A 21,138-nucleotide genomic window follows, 5' to 3' on the forward strand; every position below is an offset into this window, starting at 1 on the left:
CCGCATCCACCCCATCGGGCGGGTAGGTTTCGACAGAGCCGACCATGGCCGGCCCGGCCGGTGCGAGCCCGAGGGAGTGCAGGTGCGTGAGTTCTCCGTTCCGCCGATCGTCACCGTCGGCGACGCGGCCAGCCTGACCGACCCGGTCTGGGCCAACGCCGAGGCCGCCCCCGACACCGTGCAGTTCGTCCGGCTCGGCCGGGGCGAGGGCGGCGCCCGGACGGAGGTCACCTGCCGGCAGTTCCGCGACGAGGTCGTCGCGGTGGCCCGCGGCCTGGTCGCCGCCGGCATCTCCCCCGGTGACCGGGTCGGGCTGATGAGCTGCACCCGCTACGAGTGGACCCTGATCGACTACGCCATCTGGGCCGCCGGCGCGGTCACCGTGCCGATCTACGAGACCTCCAGCGCCGAGCAGGCCGCCTGGATCCTCGCCGACTCCGGAGCGGTCGCCGTGGTGGTCGAGACCGCCGCGCACGCCAGCCTGGTCGCCGGGGCCCGCGACCGGCTACCCGAGCTGCGTCAGGTCTGGCAGATCGAGCAGGGCGCGGTGGACGAGCTGACCACGGCCGGCGAGTCGGTCGACCCGGCCGAGATCGAGGTACGCCGCTCGGGGGTCAAGGCCGACGACATCGCCACCATCATCTACACCAGCGGCACCACCGGCCGTCCCAAGGGCTGTATGCTGACCCACCGCAACATGTACGCCGACATCGCCAACGCCGTGCCGGTGCTGCCGAACCTGTTCCGGCAGGGCGCCTCCACCCTGCTCTTCCTGCCGCTCGCGCACGCCTTCGCCCGGCTCATCCAGATCGGCGTGGTGCAGGCCCGGGCCACCCTGGCGCACTGCGCGGACACCAAGAACCTTGTCGCCGAGCTGCAGGAGTTCAAGCCGACGTTCGTGCTCTCCGTGCCCCGGGTCTTCGAGAAGGTCTACAACGGCGCGCGGCAGAAGGCCGAGGCCGAGGGGAAGGGCCGGATCTTCGACCGGGCCGAGAAGGTCGCCATCGCGTACAGCCAGGCACTGGAGACCGCCGACGGGCCCGGCCTGGGGCTACGCGCCCAGCACGTGGTCCTCGACCGGCTGGTCTACCGCAGGCTGCGGGCGGCGATGGGTGGCCGGTGCGGGGACGCCATCTCCGGCGGGGCCCCGCTCGGCGCCCGGCTGGGGCACTTCTTCCGGGGCGTCGGGGTGAACATCTCCGAGGGCTACGGCCTGACCGAGACCTCCCCCGCCGCCGCCGCGAACCTGCCGAGCGCCACCAGGATCGGCACCGTGGGCCGCCCGCTGCCCGGCGTGACCATCCGGATCGAGGACGACGGCGAGATCCTGATCTCCGGCGAGCTGGTCTTCCGGGGCTACTGGCGCAACGAGGAGGCCACCGCGGAGGTGCTCACCCCCGACGGCTGGCTCCGCACCGGTGACCTGGGCCGGCTCGACGAGGACGGCTACCTGAGCATCACCGGCCGGAAGAAGGAGATCATCGTGACCGCGGGCGGCAAGAACGTCGCCCCCGCAGTGCTGGAGGACGAGGTCCGGGCCCACCCGCTGGTCAGCCAGTGCCTGGTGGTCGGCGACCGGCAGCCGTTCATCGCGGCGCTGGTCACCGTCGACGAGGAGGCGCTGCCGAAGTGGCTGGCCGCGCACGGCCGGCCGGAGACCACCAGCGTCGCCGAGCTGCGCGACGACGAGGCGCTGCGGGCCGAGATCCAGGGCGCGATCGACCAGGCCAACCAGTCGGTCTCCAAGGCCGAGGCGATCAAGGTGTTCCGGATCCTGCCGCAGGACTTCACCGAGGCCAGCGGCGAGCTGACCCCGTCGCTCAAGGTCAAGCGGCAGGTCGTGCACAAGACGTACGCCGCGGAGATCGCGGACATCTACCGTCGCTGACTACCATCCGTCACGTGCCCGCCTCGACACCCAGCCAACCGCAGACGCAGCCCCTCGCCGCTGCCGCTCGTGTGGTCCTCCTCGCGCTGGTCGCCGCCCTGACCCTGTTCGCCACCGGCGAGCTGGCCCAGCTCTGGTGGGTCGCGCTGCTGGGCGTCGCCGGGCTGCCCGCGGTGCTGGCCCCGCAGCACCGGCTGCTCGGGCCGCTCGGCCGCTTCGCCGAGGTGCTCGTCCTCGGCCTGGCCGCCAGCAAGGTCGCCGCCGACACCCATCTGAACGGGGTCACCGGCGGGGTGGGCGCCTCGGCGATACTGCCGTACCTCGCCGTGCCGGTCACCGTGACCGCGCTGCGTCGCCGGTTCTCCGAGGGCGCGGCGCTGCTCGCCGTGGTCGCGGCCACCCTGCTGGTCAGCGCGGCCGTCACCGAGGTCGGCGGCGGACGGCAGCTCGGCCAGCTCGGGTACGTCGCGGTCTGTGCCCAGTGGCTGATCCTGGCCGCCCTCGGCCTCTACACGGCCGGCATGCTGCAGCGGGTGATGCGGGTCCGCGCCGAGGGCAAGCCACAGCCGTACGCGGAGGCCACCCGGTTGCTGACCCAGCTGCGTACGGTCGCCCGCCAGCTGCCCGGCGCCACCCTCGACCCGGGCGGCATCTCCGAGCACCTGCTGGAGGAGCTGCGGATGGTGGCGAAGACCGACCGGGGCGCGGTGCTCTCCGCCAGCGGTGGCGGCCGGCTGGTGGTGCTCGCCCAGATCGGCGCGGACCGGGTGGACTGGGAGACCACGCTGGACGCGGACTCCGCGATCGCCGACGCCTGGGCCAGCCAGCAGCCGCAGACCGCGGCCCGCTCGCAGGCCCGCTCGCAGCACTCCGGCGAGGTCTCGGCGCTGATCGTGCCGCTGGTGGCCGGGGTGCGGACGGTCGGTCTGGTGGTCCTCGAGGCGGACACCGCGCACGCGTACCCGCCGCCGGTGGTGTCCCGGGTGACCGCGCTGACCGGCCCGGCGGCGCTGCGGCTGGAGGCCGCGCTGCTCTTCGACGAGGTCCGGTCGCTGGCCACCAACGAGGAGCGCCAGCGGCTGGCCCGGGAGATCCACGACGGGGTCGCCCAGGAGCTGGTGATGGTCGGGTACGGCATCGACAACGCCCTGGCCACCGTGCACGACGACACCGAGGAGACCGCCGACTCGCTGCGTACCCTGCGCCAGGAGGTCACCCGGGTGATCACCGAGCTGCGGCTGAGCCTGTTCGAGCTGCGCAGCGAGGTGGACCGGCACGGCGGTCTGGCCGCCGCGATCGCCGAGTACGCCCGCACCGTCGGCGCGTCCGCCGGCCTGCGGGTGCACCTGTCCCTGGACGAGTCCACCGCCCGGCTGCCCGCCGCCACCGAGGCGGAGCTGCTGCGCATCGCCCAGGAGGCGGTGACCAACGCGCGCAAGCACGCCGGGGCGTCGAACCTGTGGGTAACATGTGCGGTCGACCCCCCGTACGCCCAGATCGAAGTGTCGGATGACGGTCACGGCATCGGTGACCAGCGCCCCGACGGGCACTACGGCCTTGCGATCATGGCGGAGAGGGCGGAACGTATCCGGGGCCGGCTGGAGATCAGGCCACGGCGCCCCAGCGGCACGACTGTGGCGGTGGTACTCGGCTCCTCGCCCCGGCGCGATAAGGTGCGCGGCAGCGCAGCAGCAGAAGGGGAGTAACCCGAGCATGACCACTAGCCCGGCACCGGCCACCCGTACCAAGGTGCTCCTTGTCGATGATCACGACCTGATCCGCAAGGGACTGCGGCACGCCTTCGAGCGGGACCGGCAGTTCGAGGTCGTGGGCGAAGCCGCCACGGCCGCGGAGGGCGTACGCCAGGCCGGCGCGCTCCAGCCGGACGTAGTGATCATGGACCTGCGGCTGCCTGACGGCAGCGGCCTGGAGGCGACCCGCGCCCTCCGCAAGTCCAGCGCGTCGATGGGCATCGTCGTGCTCACCATGTACGCCGGCGACGACCAGCTCTTCGGTGCCCTGGAGGCGGGGGCGAGCGCGTTCGTGCCGAAGACCGCCCCGGCCGACGAGGTGGTGGCCGCCGCCCGGCATGCCGCCTCCTCGCCCAGCGCGTTCACCGCCGCCGACCTGGCCGAGGCGATGAAGCGCCGGCTGGCCCCGTCGGGCCCGCAGCTCTCCCCGCGGGAGGGCCAGGTGCTGCGGCTGCTCGCCGACGGCATGAGCGTCGCCGGCATCGCCAAGCAGCTGTTCGTCAGCGAGTCGACCGCCAAGACGCACATCTCGAAGCTCTACGAGAAGCTGGGCGCCGCCAACCGCGCCCAGGCGCTGATGACCGCGCTGCGGCTGGGCCTGCTGGAGGCCCCGGACGCGCCCAAGTTCTGACGACCGTCCGACAGCTCGCGCAGAGGCCCGCGTCCGTGTCCCGGACCGGGCCTCTGCCGTGTTGCGGGCGGCCGACGAGCGCGTACGGTGCGGGGCGGTCGCATAGCGACGGTGCTCTTTGCACCGGGACGACACACACAGGCACAATACGCGGGTGGCCAGCGCGGGCATCGAGTCCGCGCGCCGTCGACACAAAGGGGCGGGCGATGCAGCGGCCGGACTGGGCACCTGACACGATCGACATCGAGCGCCCGAGCGTGGCCCGCATGTACGACTACTACCTCGGCGGGTCGCACAACTTCGCGGCCGACCGGGCGGCCGCTCAGGCCATGGTGGCCGCCGTGCCCGAGGCCCCGCTGATGGCCCAGGCCAACCGGGCCTTCCTCCGCCGGGCGGTGCAGTTACTGGCCGAGTCGGGGGTGCGGCAGTTCCTCGACATCGGCTCCGGCATCCCGACCGTCGGCAACGTGCACGAGATCGCCCAGCGGGTCGACCCGGAGTGCCGGGTGGTCTACGTCGATGTCGACCCGGTCGCGGTGGCGCACAGCCGGGAGATCCTGGCCGGCAACGACCGGGCCACGGTGATCCGGGAGGACCTCCGCCAACCGGCGGCGATCCTCGGCCACCCCGAGGTCAACCGGCTGCTGGACTTCACCCAGCCGGTCGCCGTGATGATCGTGGCGGTGCTGCACTTCATCCCCGACGCGGACCGGCCGGAGGAGGTCCTGCGGACGCTGCGGGCGGCGCTGGTCCCGGGCAGCTACCTGGTCATGTCACAGGCCAGCGACGACGGCCGCACCGGGACGGGCGAGCGGGCCGACGCCGAGCAGGTCTACCGCCGCACGGACAACCAGCTCTGGATCCGCAGCCGCGGCGAGTTGGCCTCGCTCTTCGACGGTTTCGAGCTGATCGACCCGGGCGTGGTCTGGGTGCCGCAGTGGCGCCCGGAGTCGCCGGAGCAGGCGGAGAACGCCGAGCGTGCGGTCTTCCTGGGCGGCGTCGGGCGGCTCGGTGGGTGACGGCCCCGCCGCCGTGACCCGCTCCTGCCTTGAAACCTTCGCGCGGGCCTGGGCCAAGGCGGTCTCCGGGACCAGCTACCTGCCGATGACCCAGGCCCAGCTGGAGGCCCTGCTCCGGCGGCTCACCGAGCGGCTGGTCGTGGCGATCCGGGCCGACCCGTTCGACCTGCGCGTCGGCCAGCAGGTCGGCGCCGAGCTGGTGCAGGCGCACATCGCCTCCGCCGAGGGGCTGGGCCGCACCATCGAGGTGATCCAGCTCCGCCTGGTCCGTGACCTCGACCTGGTCGCCGACGACGTCGAGGACCGGATGGCCCGGGTGCTCGCCACGGTCGCCACCGGGTACGCCCGCGCCCTGCGCGACCGCACCCTCGACGAGCAGGAGGCCATCCGGCGGGCCGCGATGATGGCCCAGGTGCAGGCCGAACGGGCGCTGCGGGACAGCGAGGCCCGCTTCCGGCACCAGGCCACCCACGACCCGCTGACCGACCTGCCCAACCGCACCCTGTTCACCGAACGGCTCACCGCCGCACTCGGCGAGCCCGGCCGGGGCGCCGACCGGATCGGGGTCTGCTTCCTCGACCTGGACCGGTTCAAGGTGGTCAACGACACCCTCGGTCACCAGGTCGGCGACGCGCTGCTGGTGTCGGTGGCGCAACGGCTGCGCCGGGCCCTCGGCGAGCACCTGGTGGCCCGGCTCGGCGGCGACGAGTTCGTCATCCTGGTCGAGCGCACCGGTTGCACCGAGGACGCGGTCAAGGTCGCCGAGGCCGCCCTCGCGGCGGTGAGCGAGCCGGCGCTGGTCGACGGGCACGAGCTGGCCGTGTCGGCCAGCATCGGCATTGTGGAGCGACCGGTGGCCGGCACCACGCCGGTGGAGCTGATGCGAGCCGCGGACAGCACCCTGCACTGGGCCAAGGCGGCCGGCGGGTCCCGCTGGTCGATCTTCGATGTCGATCGCAACCGTCGTGAGCTGGCCCGGTACGCCCTCTCCGCGGCCATCCCCGCCGCCCTGGACCGGGGCGAGTTCTACCTCGACTACCAGCCGCTGACCTCACTGCGGGACGGCCGGGTGCTCGGCATGGAGGCGCTGGTCCGCTGGAGCCACCCGGAGCTGGGCGTGCTCCGGCCGGACAGCTTCATCGGGCTGGCCGAGGAGACCGGCCTGATCGTCCGGCTGGGCAGTTGGGTGCTCGCCGAGGCCTGCCGGGAGGCCCGCACCTGGTCGGCGGGGCACGACGACGCGCCGTTCGTCAGCGTGAACCTGGCCGTCCGGCAGCTGCACCGGCCGGGCCTGGTGCAGGAGGTGCGGGGCGTGCTCGGGCGGACCGGGCTGCCCCCGGAGCGACTCCAGTTGGAGGTCACCGAGAGCACCATGATGAGCAAGGTCGCGGAGCCCGTACGCGCCCTGCGCGTGCTCAACGGCCTCGGGGTCCGCGTCGCCATCGACGACTTCGGCACCGGCTACTGCAATCTGGCGTACCTGCGGGACCTGCCGGTCACCGAGCTGAAGGTGGCCGGCGAGTTCGTGGCCGGGCTGCGCGCCCCGGCCGACGATCCGGGCAGCCGTACCGACGAACGGATTGTCGCCTCGCTGGTCTCGCTCGCCCACGCGCTCGACCTGACCGTCACCGCCGAGGGCGTGGAGACCGCCGAGCAGGCGGACCGGCTGCGGGCGATCGGCTGCGACGCCGGCCAGGGCTGGCACTTCGGCCGCCCCGCCCCCGCCCACGAGGCCCTCGCCCACTCGGCCTGACCCCCGCACCCCGGCTTGATCAACTCAATGTGCGGCATCTTGTGGTCAAATCCGGCAACGAGACCACCGTTTGCCGCACACGGAGTTGATCAGCGGGGCGCTGGACGGGCGGCGCAGCGGCGAGGCGCTGGACGGGCGGCGAGGCGAGGCGGCGGACGGGTCAGCCGGCGAGCAGGTCGGCCATCCGTTCGGCCTGGGTCTCCCAGCGCCACTCCTTCTCCACCCAGGCGCGGCCGGCCGCGCCGAGCTGGCGAGCCAGGTCCCGGTCGGCGAGCAGCGTCGCCACCCGGTCGGCGAGCTGGGCCACATCCCGGCCCCGGACCACGTACCCGGTCTCCCCCTCCCGGACGGCGTCGGGCGCGCCGCCGGAGTCGCCGGCCACCACCGGCAGCCCGGTCGCGCTGGCCTCCAGATAGACGATCCCCAAGCCTTCGACGTCCAGCCCGCGGTTGCGGGTACGGCAGGGCATGGCGTAGACGTCGCCGGCCGCGTAGTGGGCGGGGAGCTCGGCGGACGGCACCGAGCCGGTGAAGACCACGTCCCGGTCCACCCCGGTCTGCCTGGCCAGCTTCTCCAGCGTCGCCCGGTACGGCCCGCCGCCGACGATCAGCAAAGCCGCGTCCGGCACCCGGCGGCGGATTTCCGGCAGGGCCCGGATGAGCATGTCCTGCCCCTTGCGCGGCACCAGACGCGAGACGCACACCACGACGGGCCGGTCGGCCAGGCCCAGCCGCAGCCGCACCCGTTCCCCGTCCACGGCCGGGTGGTAGGTCTCCACGTCGACGCCCGGCGCGAGCCGGCGCAGCTCGGTCACCCCGTCCAGCACCCGGGCCAGCCGGACGCGGGTGTACTCGCCCAGGTAGGTGGTGACGTCCACGCCCCGGCCGATCCGGCGCAGCGCCGACCGCGCGCCGGGCAGCGCGGCCCAGCCGGCCTCGTGCCCGTGGGTCAGCGCCACCGCCCGCCGGATCCCCGTCCGCCGGCGCAGCCCCGCCGCGAGCAGCCCCAGCGGGGCCGCCGCGCCGAACCACACCGTGTCGCAGTCGTACGCCCGGGCCAGCTTCGCGGCACGGCGGGCGATCAGCGGGGTGGGCAGGAGCACCTTGGTGCGTTCCCGGATCACCTCGAAGGGCTGGTCGGCGTCGAACTTGGCGGCGCCCCGCCAACTCGACGCGTACACCACCACGGAACCGGGGGGCTGGCGCACGGCGAGGTTGTGCACGAAGGACTGGATGCCGCCGGGGCGGGGCGGGAAGTCGTTGGTGATCAGCAAGGTCCGGCTCATCTGCCGATCTCCCTGGCGTAGGCGCGTGCGGCGGCCATCCGCTCCACGGTGGACGGATGGGACGCCGACCAGAGGTACTCCCAGCGCGGCGGGTCGGGCTCGGCCAGGTTGACCCCGGCCAGGCGGCGCTGCATCGCCTCGAAGGTGGCCGGGTCACCGGTGAGCGCCAGCGCGTGCGCGTCGGCCCGGGCCTCCACCCGCCGTGACATCAGCGCCTGCGCCGGAGTGGCCACCAGACCGGCCACGGTGATCAGCGCGATGAGCAGCGGGAACGCCCGGGGCTGGGCGATCGAGTCGACCCCGGCCAGGCGCAGCAGCGGCGGCCAGGAGCCGACCAGGTAGAGCGCCGCCACCGCGGCGGCGGCGCCGAGCGCCCCGACCAGCGTGCCGACCCAGACGTCGCGGTCCTTCGCGTGCCCCAGCTCGTGGGCGACCACGCTGGTCACCTCCTCGGGGGTGGCCTCGCGCAGCAGGGTGTCGTAGACCACCACCCGGCGGGTGGGCCCCAGCCCGGAGACGTACGCGTTGACCGCCCGGGTACGCCGGGACGCGTCGGCGACCAGCACGTCGCGGACCGGCACCCCGTCCCGGGCGGCCATGCTCATCAGCTCGGTGCGCAGCGGGCCGGGCTCCATCGGGGTGAACCGGTTGAACACCGGCTCCACCAGCACCGGCAGCACGAACGACAGCAGCACCACCAGCCCGGCCGCCCCGGCCGCGCCGAACGCCCACCACCAGCGGGGGGCGAGCCGGACCACCGAGTAGAAGCCGAGCAGGACCAGCGCGCCGATGACCGCGGTGACCGCGTACGACTTGACCAGGTCCACCGCCCAGCCGCCCCAGCCCTGGGTACTCAGCCCATAGCGGACCAGCACGGTGTGCCGCCAGGCGGCGAAGGGCAGGGTGAGCAGATCGGCGACGAGCATCACGGCCAGTCCGCCGAGCACCGCCTGTGCGGTCCAGTGCCCGCCGAAGGGCCGGCCGACGAGTTCCACGAGCCGGCCACCGATCGGGGTGAGCCCGAGCACGAGAGCCACCACCAGGCCGACGACCAGCGCCAACCACCCGGCGGGACGCAGCGCGGCGTGGAACGCCCGGCCCCGGGCCACCTGGTCGACCGGGAGGGCCCGCAGCGCGGCGAGCTGGTCGGCCCGGGGTGCCGGCGGCCGGCTCCACGGGATCAGCAGCGCCCCGGCGACGACCAGCGCCACGACCAGCCCGGCGAGGGTGAGAAGCGCCCAGGCGCGCGGCGTCACCGCCACACCCCGCCGTCGCGCCGTACCCTGATCATGCCGTACCTCCCGCCGTGAGCGCTCATCCTATTGCCTGGCACGGCCGCGCCGGACCCGGCTTGATGATCCACACGAGTTCGCGGAACGTGCGGCAGCGGGACGCGCCGGCCATGGCCACACCGGTCGCCCGGCCATCGGGGCGGCACGCCCTGGGGATCAGGCGATCCGGCGGCGGCCCGGACGCCGACTGGAGCGGGCGGTCTCGACCGACAGCACGTCGACGTCGAAGCCGGCCCGGGCGAACACCTCGATGGCCCGGTGCTCGGCGGGGCCGAGGTCGGCCACCGGCGAGCCGGTGTCGAGCAGCGCGGTCACCAGGCAGCCGGCGCAGCCGGCGCCGCGGATCCCGCAGGTGTCGCAGTCGATGAGCATCAACGCCTCCAGGCGCCTCGCCGGTGGCGGGCGGGAGACAGGTCCGTCGCCGCCCGACCACCGTCGGTCACCACGACGCTAGGCGAGGGGTGCGACAGAACCGGACAACGAGGCAGCAGCCACCCCGAATCCGATCATCAGGCGGCAGAACCAGCCGCCGCTTCTGGGAGCGGGCGAGGCCCCTAGGAGCGGGCGAGGCGCCGCAGCAGCGAGTCGGCGCCCAGCGGGTACGCGCCGTGCCGGCGTACCCCGTCGGCGACCTCACGGTCGGAGGAGACCACCACCACCGGCCGGCCCGGCGGCTCGGCGCGGACCAACCGGCGGATCAGCTCGTCCGCGGTCTCCCCCTTACGGGAGAAGAGCACCCGCACCCCGCGCGGCGTGGGTGGCAGCCCGTGGATCCGCTCGGCACCGTCGAAGACCACGGTGATCTCGTCCCCGGTCTGCGCGGCGATCCCGCCCAGCCCGGTGATCAGCCGTTTACGCTGCTGCTCCAGCGACATCTCGCCGAAGCCACGCTTGGTGACGTTGTAGCCGTCGATCACCAGGTGCGCCTTGGGCAACGCGAGCAGCTGGTCCAGCCGGGCCGGGTCGTCGGTGTCCCGGGCGCGGGCGGCCGCGCCGGCCGGGGTGGCCGCCGACTGGTCGGCGAAGGCGTCGGCGACGAAGTCCGCGGGCAGCTTCTCCACCGGGTCGAGCGCCAGCTCGCGGCGCAGCCCGACCGCCGCCTGGCCGATGGTCTCCAGCAGCAGCCACAGCTTCGCGTCGTCAACCGAGCGGGCCTCCTTGGCGGCGGCCCGGGCCACCCCCGCGGCGGATTCCGCCTCCGCCAGGCGGGCCCGGACGCGTCGCAGCTCGGCGTCCGCGTCGGCCGCCGCCCGGGCCGCCCGGCCCCGCTCGGTGGACAGCATCTCGGTGGCCTTGCGCTCCCGGGCCTGGGTCTCCCGCAGTGCGCGGGCCAGCTGCCGGGCCTCCTCGCGGAGCTGGCCCAGCTCCTCCCGCACCCGGGCCAGCTCGTCGCGCAGCTTCTCCGCCTCGACCCGGGCCACCGCCCGGTCGTGCTCGGCACGGGCGGCCCGCTGCTCGGCCTCGCGGACCAGCTCGGCCACCACCGCGCTGTCCGCCTCCGCGCGCACCGCGGCGCCGCTGGCCTCGATCAGCTCCCGCCAGCCCCGCGGCCGGGCCAGGTACGCCAGGGCGGCCACCTCGACCGGGTCGGCGGCGGCGGGGGCGGTCCCGTCCATGACGGCCGCGCCGAGGTCACCGGCGTCGGCCAGCACCCGCGCGGTGATCCGCTGCCGGAACAGCGGGTCGGCGGTGAGCTGGGCGGCGATGGCCGGGGCCCCGAGTCGGGCGCGCCGATTGGGGGCGAACTTGGCGACCCTGCGCAGCGGGACGGGCACCTCGTCGGCGGGCAACCCGGGCAGCGCGGCGGCGGTGAGCGCCACGATCCGCTGCCGGACCGGCTCGGGCAGCACCGGCTCGGGCTCGCACGCGGCCGACCCGCCGGCATCGACCTGGGCGTCGCCCGCGTCCGCGCCCGGGCCCGGGCCCCGCGGGTTCTCACCGGTATCGTCCACGGCGGCCACCGGCTCCTCCTCGGGGAGGTGGTCGTCGTACGGCTCGGTGAGGGGCATGTGGCAAGTCTCCCACCGCGGACGGGCCCACCGCCCGGTGAGTGAGCCGATCTCTCATCCTAAGCCCGTGGTAACGGCTGGGGCAGGTGGGACGGGAGTGTCGGACCCGGCCGTTAACGTGCGCGGGTGACCCGAGCGGAATACGTCCAGGAGACGCTGGCCGGCCTGGACCCGGCGGCGGGCCCGGGAATCGACCCCGCGCTGCCGCTCTACGCGACCACGTTCGTGGTGGTCGACCTGGAGACCACCGGCGGCGCGCCGGACGGCGGCGGGATCACCGAGATCGGCGCGGTGAAGGTGCGCGGCGGTGAGGAGCTGGGGGTGCTCGCCACCCTGGTCAACCCGGGCGAGCCGATCCCGCCGTTCATCACCGTGCTGACCGGCATCACCCAGGCCATGCTGATCCCCGCTCCGCCGATCGAGCAGGTGCTGCCGAGCTTCCTGGAGTTCATCTCCGACGCCGTGCTGGTCGCCCACAACGCCCCTTACGACGTGGGCTTCCTCAAGGCCGCCTGCGCCAAGCACGGCTACCGCTGGCCCAACCCCCGGGTGCTGGACACCGCGGCGCTGGCCCGCCGGGTGCTCACCCGCGACGAGGTGCCCAACCGCAAGCTGGGCACCCTGGCCGCCTACTTCCGCACCGCCACCCAGCCCACCCACCGGGCGCTGGACGACGCGAAGGCCACCGTCGACGTGCTGCACGGGCTGATCGGCCGGCTCGGCGGGCACCGGGTGGACACGATCGGCGAGGCGATCAAGTTCGCCAGGGCGGTCACCCCCACCCAGCGCCGCAAGCGGCACCTCGCCGACGGGCTGCCGAAGGTGCCGGGGGTCTACATCTTCCGGGCCGCCGACGGCCGGCCGCTCTACGTCGGCACCTCCGGCGACGTCGCCACCCGGGTCCGCAGCTACTTCACCGCCGCCGAGAAGCGGGCCCGGATCTCCGAGATGCTGGCCGCCGCCGAGCGGGTCGACGCAGTCGAGTGCGCGCACTCGCTGGAGGCGGAGGTCCGCGAGCTGCGGCTGATCGCCGCGCACGCGCCACCGTACAACCGGCGCTCCAAGTACCCGGAACGCCAGGTCTGGCTGAAGCTCACCGACGAGGCGTACCCCCGGTTGTCGATCGTGCGCGACCTCGCCCCGACCGACACCGCCTACCTCGGCCCGTTCCGCTCCAAGCAGGCCGCCGAGCTGGCCGCCGCCGGCTTCCACGACGCGGTGCCGCTGCGCCAGTGCACGCACCGGCTCTCCCGGCGCACCACCATGCCGGCCTGCGCGCTGGCCGAGCTGGGTCGCTGCCCGGCACCCTGCGAACACCGGATCACCCCCGAGGAGTACGACCACCGCGCCGCCACCCCGTTCCGTACCGCCACCACCGACGACCCGCAGGTGGTGGTGGACGCCCTGCTCGCCCGCATCGAGGTGCTCTCCCGCGCCCAGCGCTACGAGGAGGCCGCGGTGGCGCGGGCCCGGCTGGCCGCGGTGCTGCGCGTGGCGGTCCGGATGCAGCGCCTGGTCGCGCTGACCCGCATCGCCGAGCTGGCCGCCGCCCGCCCGCACGCCCGCGGCGGCTGGGAGCTGGCCCTGGTCCGGCACGGCCGGCTGGCCGGCGCGGGCGTCTCGCCGCCGGGTGTCCATCCGCGACCGACGCTGAACGCCATCCGGGCCACCGCCGAGACCGTGCTGCCCGGCCACGGCCCGGTCCCGGCAGCCTCCGCAGAGGAGACCGAACGCATCCTGTCCTGGTTGGAGCGACCGGAGACCCGGCTGCTGGAGACCTCCTCCGGCTGGGCGTCACCGACCACCGGCGCGGGCCGATTCCGTGCCCTGCTGACCAAGGCCGAGAACGGAGCGTCCCACCAACTCTCGACCGAACGCTCATGACCAAGTGTCCGATCGGACTACGTCGACTCCTTTAGTCTGTTAAGAGAGTGCAGTCCTGCCCGTTTCGCGGGCCTGCTCCCGGTCGTCGGCGCGGCGACCGGGGGCCGGGGTGAGGAGGTGTCCCAGGTGGACGTCGACGCCGGACACGGCGCCGCCCTGGGCGGTGCCCTCCCGACCCAGCCAGGCGAGCTGCCGCTGACCCGCCGGCTGCGCTCCCTGCTCACCTGGCCCACCACCGACACCGACCCGGTCGGCGCGCTGGTCCGCGCCCACCGCGGCATCCACACCAACGCCGACGCCTCCGTGCTGCGGCGCGCGTACACGATCGCCGAGAACATGCACCGCGGCCAGTTCCGCAAGAGCGGCGAGCCGTACATCACGCATCCCCTCGCCGTCGCCCAGATCTGCGCGGACCTCGGCATGGACACCACCACCCTGGTCGCCGCGCTGCTGCACGACACCGTGGAGGACACCCGCTACACCCTCCAGGCGCTCCAGGAGGACTTCGGCCGCGAGGTGGCACACCTGGTCGACGGGGTGACCAAGTTCGACAAGGCGTTCTACGGCAAGGCCGCCGAGGCGGAGACCATCCGCAAGATGATCGTCGCGGCCGGCAAGGACGTCCGGGTGCTGATCATCAAGCTGGCCGACCGGCTGCACAACATGCGTACCCTCGGCGTACGCTCCGCCGCCTCGCGGGAGCGCATCGCGCGCAAGACCGAGGAGGTGCTGGTCCCGCTCTGCGACCGGCTGGGCATCCAGGCCCTCAAACGCGAGCTGGACGACGTGGTGCTGCTGCACCTGCACCCCGAGGAGCACGACCGGATCGCCCGGCACGTGCACGACCGGCCCGGGCGGGACGCCTACCTCGCCGACGTGGTGGCCAGGACGAAGGTGGCGCTGCGCCGCAGCCGGGTCGATGCCGAGGTCTCCCCCCGCCCCCGACACCTCTACTCGATCTGGAAGGACACCATCGCGGGCAGCCACGCCACGCCGTTCGACCTGCCCCGCATCGCGATCGTGGTGGACGGCCCGGCCACCGACTGCTACGCCGCGCTCGGTGCGGTGCACGGGCTGTGGCGGCCGGTGCCGGGTCGCTTCAAGGACTTCATCGCCTCTCCCAAGAACAACCTCTACCGCTCGCTGCACACCAGCGTCTGCGGCCCGCAGAACCAAACGGTCGAGGTGCTCATCCGCACCGCGGAGATGCACCGGTCCGCCGAGTACGGCATCGCCGCCAACTACCGCTTCCCGTGCCCGGCCGGGCGCGCCGCCGACCGGGCGGACGAGCTGGCCTGGCTGCGCCGGGTGCTCGACTGGGAACAGGAGACCGTCGACCCGACCCAGTTCATGGAGTCGCTGCGCTGCGACCTCGCAGAGGCACAGATCCAGGTGGTCGCCGACGGGCGGCAGGTGGTCCTCCCGGCCGGCGCGACCCCGGTCGATCTCGCGTACGAGCTGGGCAGCGAGCGGGGCGACCACTGCCTCGCCGCGCGGATCAACGGGCGGCTGGCCCCACTCTCCTCCGAACTGAAGGAGGGCGACGTGGTGGAGATCTTCACCGAGAGCGACGCGGAGAGCGGCTTCGAGGCCGACGTCGCCCCGCGCGGGCCGCGCCGGGAGTGGCTGCGCTTCGTCAAGTCGCCGCACGCCCAGATGCAGATCAACCGGTGGTTCGCCGAGCACACCGAGCCGGGCATCTCGATCGCCGACAAGGTACGCCTGGGCCGGGCCACCATCGGCCTCGCGCTGCGCAAGCACAACCGGGGGCTGGCCAGCGACCTGCCGCTGCTGCGGCTCTCCGAGGAGCTGGGCTACCCGGACCTGGAGACCCTGCTGGTGGCGGTCTTCGATCGGGCCGTCGAGCCGGACACGGTGGTCCAGCAACTGATCGACCTCGTCGACCACCGCAGTGGCTAAAGCCGTTCCCCCGGCGCGCCCGCGGGCGCACTAGCCTGAGGGCATGATCCCCCGCGCGCGTGCCAACGGACGGGCCCTCGGCTACCACCTCTTCTACCGCCTCCCCGTCCCGCTGCGGCGGCGACTGGTCCGGCTGGCCGTGCCCAAGTACATCGTCGGCGCGGTCGCCCTGGTCCGGGACGCCGAAGCCGAGGGCGTGGGGCGGCTCCTGCTGCTGCGCCAGCCACCCGGCTACAGCTGGACCCTGCCGGCCGGGCTGCTGCAACGCGGCGAGGCCCCGGTGGTGGGCGCGGCCCGCGAGCTGTACGAGGAGTCGGGCATCCGGCTCTCCCCGGACCGGCTCCGCCCGGCCGTGCCCAACGCCCTGGTGCACGCCAAGGGCTGGGTGGACGTGGTCTTCGAGACCGAGGTGCCGGCCTCGACCACGCAGCTGGCCGTGGATGGCGCCGAGGTCCTCGAGGCGGCCTGGTACCCGCTGGACGACCTGCCCCGGCTGAGCCGGGCCACCGCCAACCTGCTCGGTTACTACGGCATCGGCCCGCGCGCCGGCGAGGTGCCGCCGGCGACGCCACCGAACGCGTGACCGGCCTCGGGTCGCGTCCCGGCCCCGGCGGCCCGGCCGCCGCGAACCTTGCCGCCGAGGACCCGGCCGGCCCGGCCTCCGCGAACGTTGCCGGTGAGGATCCGGCCGGCCCGACCAAAGCGAACCGCTCCGCCGGAGCGAACCATCACGCCGGAGCGGGCAGCCCCACCGGAGCGGGGGGTCCGGGCTGGCGGGCGGCGGTGGACGTCTGCGCGGTGGTGCTCGCCGCGGGCGAGGGCACCCGGCTGCGCCCGCTCACCGAGCGGGTGCCCAAGGCGCTCTGCCCGATCGGCAACGTGCCGCTGCTGGACCGGGCCCTCGACCGGCTGGCGGGGCTCGCCCTGGCCGGTCCGGAACGCGTCGCGGTGAACGCCTGCTACCTGGGCGACCTCGTGGTGGCGCACGTCGGAGCCAGGGCGCACCTCTCGGTCGAGCCGGGCGACCCGCTCGGCACCGCGGGTGGGCTGGGCAACCTGCGGGACTGGATCGCCGGACGGGGCGTGCTGGTCGGCAACGCCGACGCGTACCTGGCCGATCCGGACGTCCCGCCGGGGCCGGACGTCGCGGCGCTGCTGGACGGCTGGGACGGGTGGAGCGTACGCCTGCTCGGCCAGCCGGCCGACGACCCGGCGGCCCCGGGGACCTTCAGCGGCCACCGGTTCGTCGGGTTCTCGCTGCTGCCCTGGCGGCTGGTCCGGGACCTGCCGGCGATCTTCGGCGACCTGGTCCGGACGGTGTGGCGGCCGGCGGAGGCGGCCAGCGCGCTGGAGGTGGTGCCCTACCGGGGCACCTTCTACGACACCGGCACCCCGGCCGACTACCTCGCGGCCAACCTGCACGCGGCCGGCGACGACAGCCTCGTCCACCCGTCCGCCACCGTCACCGGCCGGCTGCACCGGGCGGTGATCGGCCCGGGGGCGACCGTCCGGGGCGAGGTTGTCCGTGCCGTGGTCTGGCCCGGCGCGTCGGTCGGGCCGGACGAGCTGCTCACCGACACGATCCGTGCCGGGGACGCTCTGACCGTCCCGGCCGCCCGGATCCCGTAGCCGGGGACGGGCTGACCGGCCGAGCGCCTAGCATGGGCGACGACGCCGACGAACGGAGAAATATCCCGTGATCACCGCGATCGTGCTGATCGACTGCGCCACCGACTCCATCCCCGAGGTGGCCGAGACCCTGGCCAACCTGCCCGGCGTCAGCGAGGTCTACTCGGTGGCCGGTCACGTCGACCTGATCGCCATGATCCGGGTCCGCGAGTTCGAGCAGATAGCCCAGGTCATCGCCGGCAGCATCTCCAAGGTGCCCGGCGTGATCAACACCGAGTCGCACATCGCGTTCCGAGCCTACTCGCAGCACGACCTGGAGCAGGCGTTCGCGATCGGGCTGGCCAACGCCGACTGACCCCGGTATGCGTAGCGGCCGGTCCACCCCGCGGGGAATGGACCGGCCACCATCGGTCGTACGGGTCAGCTCTGGCTCGGCGCCGGGGTCTCCTCCGTGGTGCCCGGAGCCGGCGTCTCGGTGGTGCCCGGAGTCGGCGACTCGGTACCACCCGGAGTCGGGGACTCGGTGCCGCCCGGAGCCGGCGTCGAGGTGCCGCCCGGGCTGGGCGAGCCGCTGGCGCTGGCCTGCGGGACCGGGACGCCCAGGGTCTCGGCCAGCGACGTCAACGCGTCGAGGTGCGCCTGGAGCACCGGCAGCGCGTCCTGAGCCAGCGTGATCACCGACTGCTCGGAGCCCTGCGAGATCTCGGTCTGGGTGGCCTGGATGGCCTGAACGTGGCTGTTCAGCTCGGCGGTCACCCACGCCTTGTCGAAGTCGGCCCCGCTGAGGCCGTTCAGCTGGTTGATGACGTTCTGCTGGTCCGTGGTCGGGTTGTTCGGCAGCTGGACGTTCAACTGCTGCGCGGTGGACTTCACCGCGTCGTCCAGCTGGGTGAAGTCCGTCACGAACTGCTTGCCCAAGTCCTTGACCTGGGCGTTCTGGCCCTTCTGCTGGGCCAAGTTGCCCATGGTGATCTCGGCCAGGTTCACCTGGTGCATGGCCTGCAGGTACTGGGTGTCCTGGGTTGACGGCTGTGCCGCGGCCTGCGCCGCCGCCGCGGCGGGCGCCACCCCGACCACCACCATGGCGGCCAGGAGTCCGAGGCGCTTGATACCCAACATCTTTCCCCCCCTTTTTCGTTGGACCGCACGGATACCCGGTTGACGAGGGTTATTCCTGCGAATCCACCCGTCCGGGTCAGGGGGTTGCGGGGCAGTGGAGCGGAAGCACGAGGCACTCGGTGGGCGGGACGGGACGGACGGCGTGGAAACGGCCGTGGCGCCCGCCGGGAATCCCGGCGGGCGCCACGGTCAGTGGGCTGGGGCAGGTCAGCGACGGCTCTCGCCGCTGCCGATCTCCTCGCGCTCCGGTCGGGGCTCGACCGGCGGGTGCCCCGGCGAGACCGGCGCCTCGGCCGGCCTCTCGATCGGGTAGAAGAAGCCCCGGACCGCCGGGCCGAGGGCGCCGAGCCGGTTCATCTTCTTCGGGACGACCCAGCCGGCGTAGTCCAGCGCACCGTGCTCGTCGTGGCCCTCGGCCGCGCTGAGCGGCTGGTGCACCTCGACGAACCGGCCGTCCGGCAGCCGCTTGATGATGCCGGTCTCCACGCCGTGGGCCAGCACCTCCCGGTCGTGCTGCTGGAGCCCCAGGCAGATCCGGTAGGTGAGGTAGTACGCCACTGGCGGGAGGACCAGCAGGCCGACCCGGCCCGCCCAGGTCATCGCGTTCAAGCTGATGTGGAACTTGTCGGCGATGACGTCGTTGCCGCCGGAGAGGGTCAGCACGATGAAGAACGCCACCGCCATCGCGCCCACCGCGGTGCGGGCCGGGACGTCCCGGGGCCGCTGGAGCAGGTTGTGGTGGCGGTTGTCCTTGAGGCGGCGGGCCTCCAGGAACGGGTACATCGTCGACAGGCCCACCAGGACGCCGGGGAGCACGACCGTCGGCCAGAACAGCGGCGGGATGACGTAGCCGTCGCCGATCGGGATGTAGATCCCCCAGGGGGGCATGAGGCGGGTCGAGCCGTCGAGGAACATGACGTACCAGTCGGGCTGGCTGGCCGCGGAGACCACCCAGGCCTCGTACGGGCCGAAGTACCAGATCGGGTTGATCTGGAAAATGCCCGCCATCAGGGCGATCACGCCGAAGACGACCATGAAGAAGCCGCCCTGCTTGATCGCGTAGCGCGGGAACATCCGCTCGCCGACCACGTTGTCGTTGGTCCGGCCGGGGCCGGGCCACTGGGTGTGCTTCTGCTTGAAGACCAGGCCCAGGTGGGCACTGATCAGCGCCACCAGCAGGCCCGGGATGAGCAGCACGTGGGCGATGAAGAACCGGCTGATGATGATGGTGCCCGGGAACTCCCCGCCGAAGACCGACGTGGTGACCCAGGAGCCGATCACCGGGATCGACAGCATGATGCCGGAGGCGATCCGCAGACCGGTGCCGGACAGGCCGTCGTCAGGCAGCGAGTAGCCGGTGAAGCCGGCCAGGAAGCCCACCCAGAACAGCAGCGAGCCGATGATCCAATTGGTCTCGCGCGGCTTGCGGAACGCGCCGGTGAAGAACACCCGCAGCATGTGCACCACGATCGAGGCCATGAACAGCAGCGCCGCCCAGTGGTGCATCTGCCGCATGATCAGACCACCCCGGACATCAAACGAGATGTCCAGGCTGGAGGCGTACGCGGCCGACATCGGGGTGCCCCGCAGCGGGGCGTAGCTGCCGCTGTAGATGACCTCGGTCATCGCCGGCTCGAAGAAGAAGGTCAGGAAGACACCGGTCAGCACCAGCACGATGAACGAGAAGAGCGCGATCTCGCCGAGCAGGAAGGACCAGTGGTCGGGGAAGACCTTGTTCAGCAGCTTACGCAGCGGGGTGGCCGCCTGGAAGCGGTCGTCCAGCGCCCCGGCGGTCTTGCCCGGCAGCGCTGCTGCGTCAAACTTTCTGCGCTTCATGGCCGCTCCCAGAAGTCGGGACCGATGGTTTCGGTGTAGTCGGACTTCGCCACGAAGAAGCCTTCCTCGTCCACCTCGAGCGGCAGCTGCGGCAGCGGCCGGTTCGCCGGGCCGAAGACCGGCTCGGCGTTGCGGGTGATGAGGAACTGCGACTGGTGGCAGGGGCAGAGCAGGCGGTTGGTCTGCTGCTCGTAGAGGCTCGCCGGGCAACCGGCGTGCGTGCAGATCTTGGAGAACGCGACGAAGTTGCCCCACATGTAGTCGCGGTTGTGCTTCTTCCCCGCGTTGGCGGCGCGCGACGCCTGCGCGTCCTCGTCACGCAGGTGGATCAGCAGGGTCGGCGAGTCGGCGTACCTGTTGCTGACGCCGCCGTCGACGCCCGGGAAGACGGTGAGCTGACCACCGACGCTGACGTCCGCCGGGCGGATCGGCCGGCCGTCCTCGCGGATCAGCCGGATCTTCTTCCCGTCCACCGGCTTGAACCCGGTGGTGAACATCTGGTTGTTCTTGTGCGGGTTCTCGATCAGGCCACCGATCAGCGGCGCCGCGACCACCGCGCCGACCGGCGCGAGCCCGGCGAGCAGCGACACACCGAGCAGCGGCCGCCGCCGGACGCCCAGCTCGTCGGCCATGTAGAGCATCGTCTCGCCGGTGATCCGGCGGTCCTCCGCGGGGCCCGGCTGGTCGTGCCGGTCCTGGATCGAGACCTCCTTGGGCAGCAGCTTCTTGCCCCAGGTGAGGATGCCGAAGCCGATGCCGAGCAGCGCGACGCCGAGGGTCACGCCGAGCAGCGGCGTATACCACTTGTCGCCGCCGTGGCCCGGCTCCCACTCCCACGGCCACCAGATGTAGACGACCAGGAACGCGGTGGCGGCCGCGCCGGTCAGCAGGAAGAACAAGGCCACCGTACGGGTCAGCCGGCGCTCCGCCTTGCTGCCCGGGACCACCTGCGGCTCGTAGTGGACGATCTCGATGTCGTCCCGCCGCGCGCCCTCCTGGACGATCTCGAACCGGGAGACCCGGGGGTCGTTCACGTCGAGCGGCTCCCGCCCCTGCGGGCGCTCGGTGTGGATGCTCATGCCGCCACCTCGCTACGGATGGCGCCGGGGGTCGACGCCACAG

General features: G+C 73.3%; 17 protein-coding genes. 10 read left to right on the forward strand and 7 right to left on the reverse strand.

Annotation, left to right across the window (positions count from 1 at the left end; all coding sequences use genetic code 11):
* Positions 1-82: 82 nt before the first annotated feature.
* The 5 genes from ACNAW0_RS02950 (at position 83) to ACNAW0_RS02970 (ending at position 7,042) form a co-directional block, all read left to right on the forward strand.
* Entirely contained in the window at positions 83-1,888 is a 1,806-nt protein-coding gene (locus ACNAW0_RS02950) for an AMP-dependent synthetase/ligase (protein ID WP_416286098.1), read from the forward strand.
* A gap of 14 nt (positions 1,889-1,902) precedes the next feature.
* Complete coding sequence (locus tag ACNAW0_RS02955; RefSeq protein ID WP_416286099.1) at positions 1,903-3,594, forward strand: GAF domain-containing sensor histidine kinase; 1,692 nt, start codon at positions 1,903-1,905, stop codon at positions 3,592-3,594.
* 7 nt (positions 3,595-3,601) lie between these two features.
* Positions 3,602-4,270 (forward strand): response regulator, encoded by a 669-nt coding sequence (locus tag ACNAW0_RS02960; protein WP_416286100.1) that lies wholly within the window; start codon positions 3,602-3,604, stop codon positions 4,268-4,270.
* A gap of 206 nt (positions 4,271-4,476) precedes the next feature.
* On the forward strand, positions 4,477-5,289 hold the full coding sequence (locus ACNAW0_RS02965; protein ID WP_416286101.1) for an SAM-dependent methyltransferase: 813 nt from the start codon (positions 4,477-4,479) through the stop codon (positions 5,287-5,289).
* An 85-nt stretch (positions 5,290-5,374) separates the two neighbouring features.
* Positions 5,375-7,042: a putative bifunctional diguanylate cyclase/phosphodiesterase gene (locus tag ACNAW0_RS02970; RefSeq protein WP_416286171.1), complete on the forward strand. Its 1,668-nt coding sequence runs from the start codon at positions 5,375-5,377 to the stop codon at positions 7,040-7,042.
* A 160-nt stretch (positions 7,043-7,202) separates the two neighbouring features.
* On the opposite strand, the gene ACNAW0_RS02975 is transcribed toward ACNAW0_RS02970, so the two are convergent.
* From ACNAW0_RS02975 to ACNAW0_RS02990, 4 genes are all read right to left on the reverse strand, one after another.
* Positions 7,203-8,327, reverse strand: a complete 1,125-nt coding sequence (locus ACNAW0_RS02975) for a glycosyltransferase family 4 protein (RefSeq protein WP_416286103.1) — start codon at positions 8,325-8,327, stop codon at positions 7,203-7,205.
* Complete coding sequence (locus tag ACNAW0_RS02980) at positions 8,324-9,583, reverse strand: M48 family metallopeptidase (RefSeq protein ID WP_416286105.1); 1,260 nt, start codon at positions 9,581-9,583, stop codon at positions 8,324-8,326. The genes ACNAW0_RS02975 and ACNAW0_RS02980 overlap by 4 nt, the downstream gene beginning before the upstream one ends.
* A gap of 192 nt (positions 9,584-9,775) precedes the next feature.
* Positions 9,776-9,991: a hypothetical protein gene (locus tag ACNAW0_RS02985; RefSeq protein ID WP_416286106.1), complete on the reverse strand. Its 216-nt coding sequence runs from the start codon at positions 9,989-9,991 to the stop codon at positions 9,776-9,778.
* A gap of 182 nt (positions 9,992-10,173) precedes the next feature.
* Positions 10,174-11,628 carry an NYN domain-containing protein gene (locus ACNAW0_RS02990; RefSeq protein WP_416286107.1) on the reverse strand — a complete coding sequence of 485 codons (1,455 nt, stop codon included), beginning with the start codon at positions 11,626-11,628 and terminating at the stop codon, positions 10,174-10,176.
* A gap of 126 nt (positions 11,629-11,754) precedes the next feature.
* Here ACNAW0_RS02990 and ACNAW0_RS02995 point away from each other — a divergent pair, with 126 nt between their 5' ends.
* The 5 genes from ACNAW0_RS02995 (at position 11,755) to ACNAW0_RS03015 (ending at position 17,416) form a co-directional block, all read left to right on the forward strand.
* On the forward strand, positions 11,755-13,512 hold the full coding sequence (locus ACNAW0_RS02995; protein ID WP_416286108.1) for a DEDD exonuclease domain-containing protein: 1,758 nt from the start codon (positions 11,755-11,757) through the stop codon (positions 13,510-13,512).
* Positions 13,513-13,638: 126 nt separating this feature from the next.
* A complete protein-coding gene (locus ACNAW0_RS03000; RefSeq protein WP_416286172.1) occupies positions 13,639-15,432 on the forward strand; it encodes a RelA/SpoT family protein in 1,794 nt (597 codons plus the stop codon).
* 43 nt (positions 15,433-15,475) lie between these two features.
* The gene (locus ACNAW0_RS03005) at positions 15,476-16,015 is read left to right on the forward strand and encodes an NUDIX hydrolase (RefSeq protein WP_416286109.1); all 540 of its coding nucleotides are present in this window, start codon (positions 15,476-15,478) and stop codon (positions 16,013-16,015) included.
* Positions 16,016-16,215: 200 nt separating this feature from the next.
* Positions 16,216-17,061, forward strand: coding sequence for a sugar phosphate nucleotidyltransferase (locus tag ACNAW0_RS03010; RefSeq protein WP_416286174.1), 846 nt, complete (start codon positions 16,216-16,218; stop codon positions 17,059-17,061).
* A gap of 67 nt (positions 17,062-17,128) precedes the next feature.
* Positions 17,129-17,416: an Lrp/AsnC family transcriptional regulator gene (locus ACNAW0_RS03015; protein ID WP_416286111.1), complete on the forward strand. Its 288-nt coding sequence runs from the start codon at positions 17,129-17,131 to the stop codon at positions 17,414-17,416.
* Positions 17,417-17,481: 65 nt separating this feature from the next.
* Here ACNAW0_RS03015 and ACNAW0_RS03020 read toward each other — a convergent pair whose 3' ends face one another.
* The 3 genes from ACNAW0_RS03020 to ACNAW0_RS03030 all read right to left on the reverse strand — a co-directional run bounded on the left by ACNAW0_RS03020 (position 17,482) and on the right by ACNAW0_RS03030 (position 21,095).
* Positions 17,482-18,180 carry a DUF4142 domain-containing protein gene (locus ACNAW0_RS03020; RefSeq protein WP_416286112.1) on the reverse strand — a complete coding sequence of 233 codons (699 nt, stop codon included), beginning with the start codon at positions 18,178-18,180 and terminating at the stop codon, positions 17,482-17,484.
* A 207-nt stretch (positions 18,181-18,387) separates the two neighbouring features.
* Complete coding sequence (locus ACNAW0_RS03025) at positions 18,388-20,016, reverse strand: cytochrome b N-terminal domain-containing protein (RefSeq protein ID WP_416286113.1); 1,629 nt, start codon at positions 20,014-20,016, stop codon at positions 18,388-18,390.
* Positions 20,013-21,095 carry a ubiquinol-cytochrome c reductase iron-sulfur subunit gene (locus ACNAW0_RS03030; RefSeq protein ID WP_416286114.1) on the reverse strand — a complete coding sequence of 361 codons (1,083 nt, stop codon included), beginning with the start codon at positions 21,093-21,095 and terminating at the stop codon, positions 20,013-20,015. The genes ACNAW0_RS03025 and ACNAW0_RS03030 overlap by 4 nt, the downstream gene beginning before the upstream one ends.
* Between the last annotated feature and the right edge of the window lie 43 nt (positions 21,096-21,138).

The sequence above is a fragment of the Micromonospora sp. SL1-18 genome (genome assembly GCF_047921505.1).
Lineage (GTDB): Bacteria > Actinomycetota > Actinomycetes > Mycobacteriales > Micromonosporaceae > Micromonospora.

Bases quoted from the DNA above. Each gene is read 5' to 3' on its own strand.
- ACNAW0_RS02960 (WP_416286100.1), top strand. From the start codon at position 3,602: ATGACCACTAGCCCGGCACCGGCCACCCGTACCAAGGTGCTCCTTGTC.
- ACNAW0_RS02965 (WP_416286101.1), top strand. From the start codon at position 4,477: ATGCAGCGGCCGGACTGGGCACCTGACACGATCGACATCGAGCGCCCG.
- ACNAW0_RS02970 (WP_416286171.1), top strand. From the start codon at position 5,375: ATGACCCAGGCCCAGCTGGAGGCCCTGCTCCGGCGGCTCACCGAGCGG.
- ACNAW0_RS02975 (WP_416286103.1), bottom strand. From the start codon at position 8,327: ATGAGCCGGACCTTGCTGATCACCAACGACTTCCCGCCCCGCCCCGGC.
- ACNAW0_RS02985 (WP_416286106.1), bottom strand. From the start codon at position 9,991: ATGCTCATCGACTGCGACACCTGCGGGATCCGCGGCGCCGGCTGCGCC.
- ACNAW0_RS02990 (WP_416286107.1), bottom strand. From the start codon at position 11,628: ATGCCCCTCACCGAGCCGTACGACGACCACCTCCCCGAGGAGGAGCCG.
- ACNAW0_RS03005 (WP_416286109.1), top strand. From the start codon at position 15,476: ATGATCCCCCGCGCGCGTGCCAACGGACGGGCCCTCGGCTACCACCTC.
- ACNAW0_RS03020 (WP_416286112.1), bottom strand. From the start codon at position 18,180: ATGTTGGGTATCAAGCGCCTCGGACTCCTGGCCGCCATGGTGGTGGTC.
- ACNAW0_RS03025 (WP_416286113.1), bottom strand. From the start codon at position 20,016: ATGAAGCGCAGAAAGTTTGACGCAGCAGCGCTGCCGGGCAAGACCGCC.
- ACNAW0_RS03030 (WP_416286114.1), bottom strand. From the start codon at position 21,095: ATGAGCATCCACACCGAGCGCCCGCAGGGGCGGGAGCCGCTCGACGTG.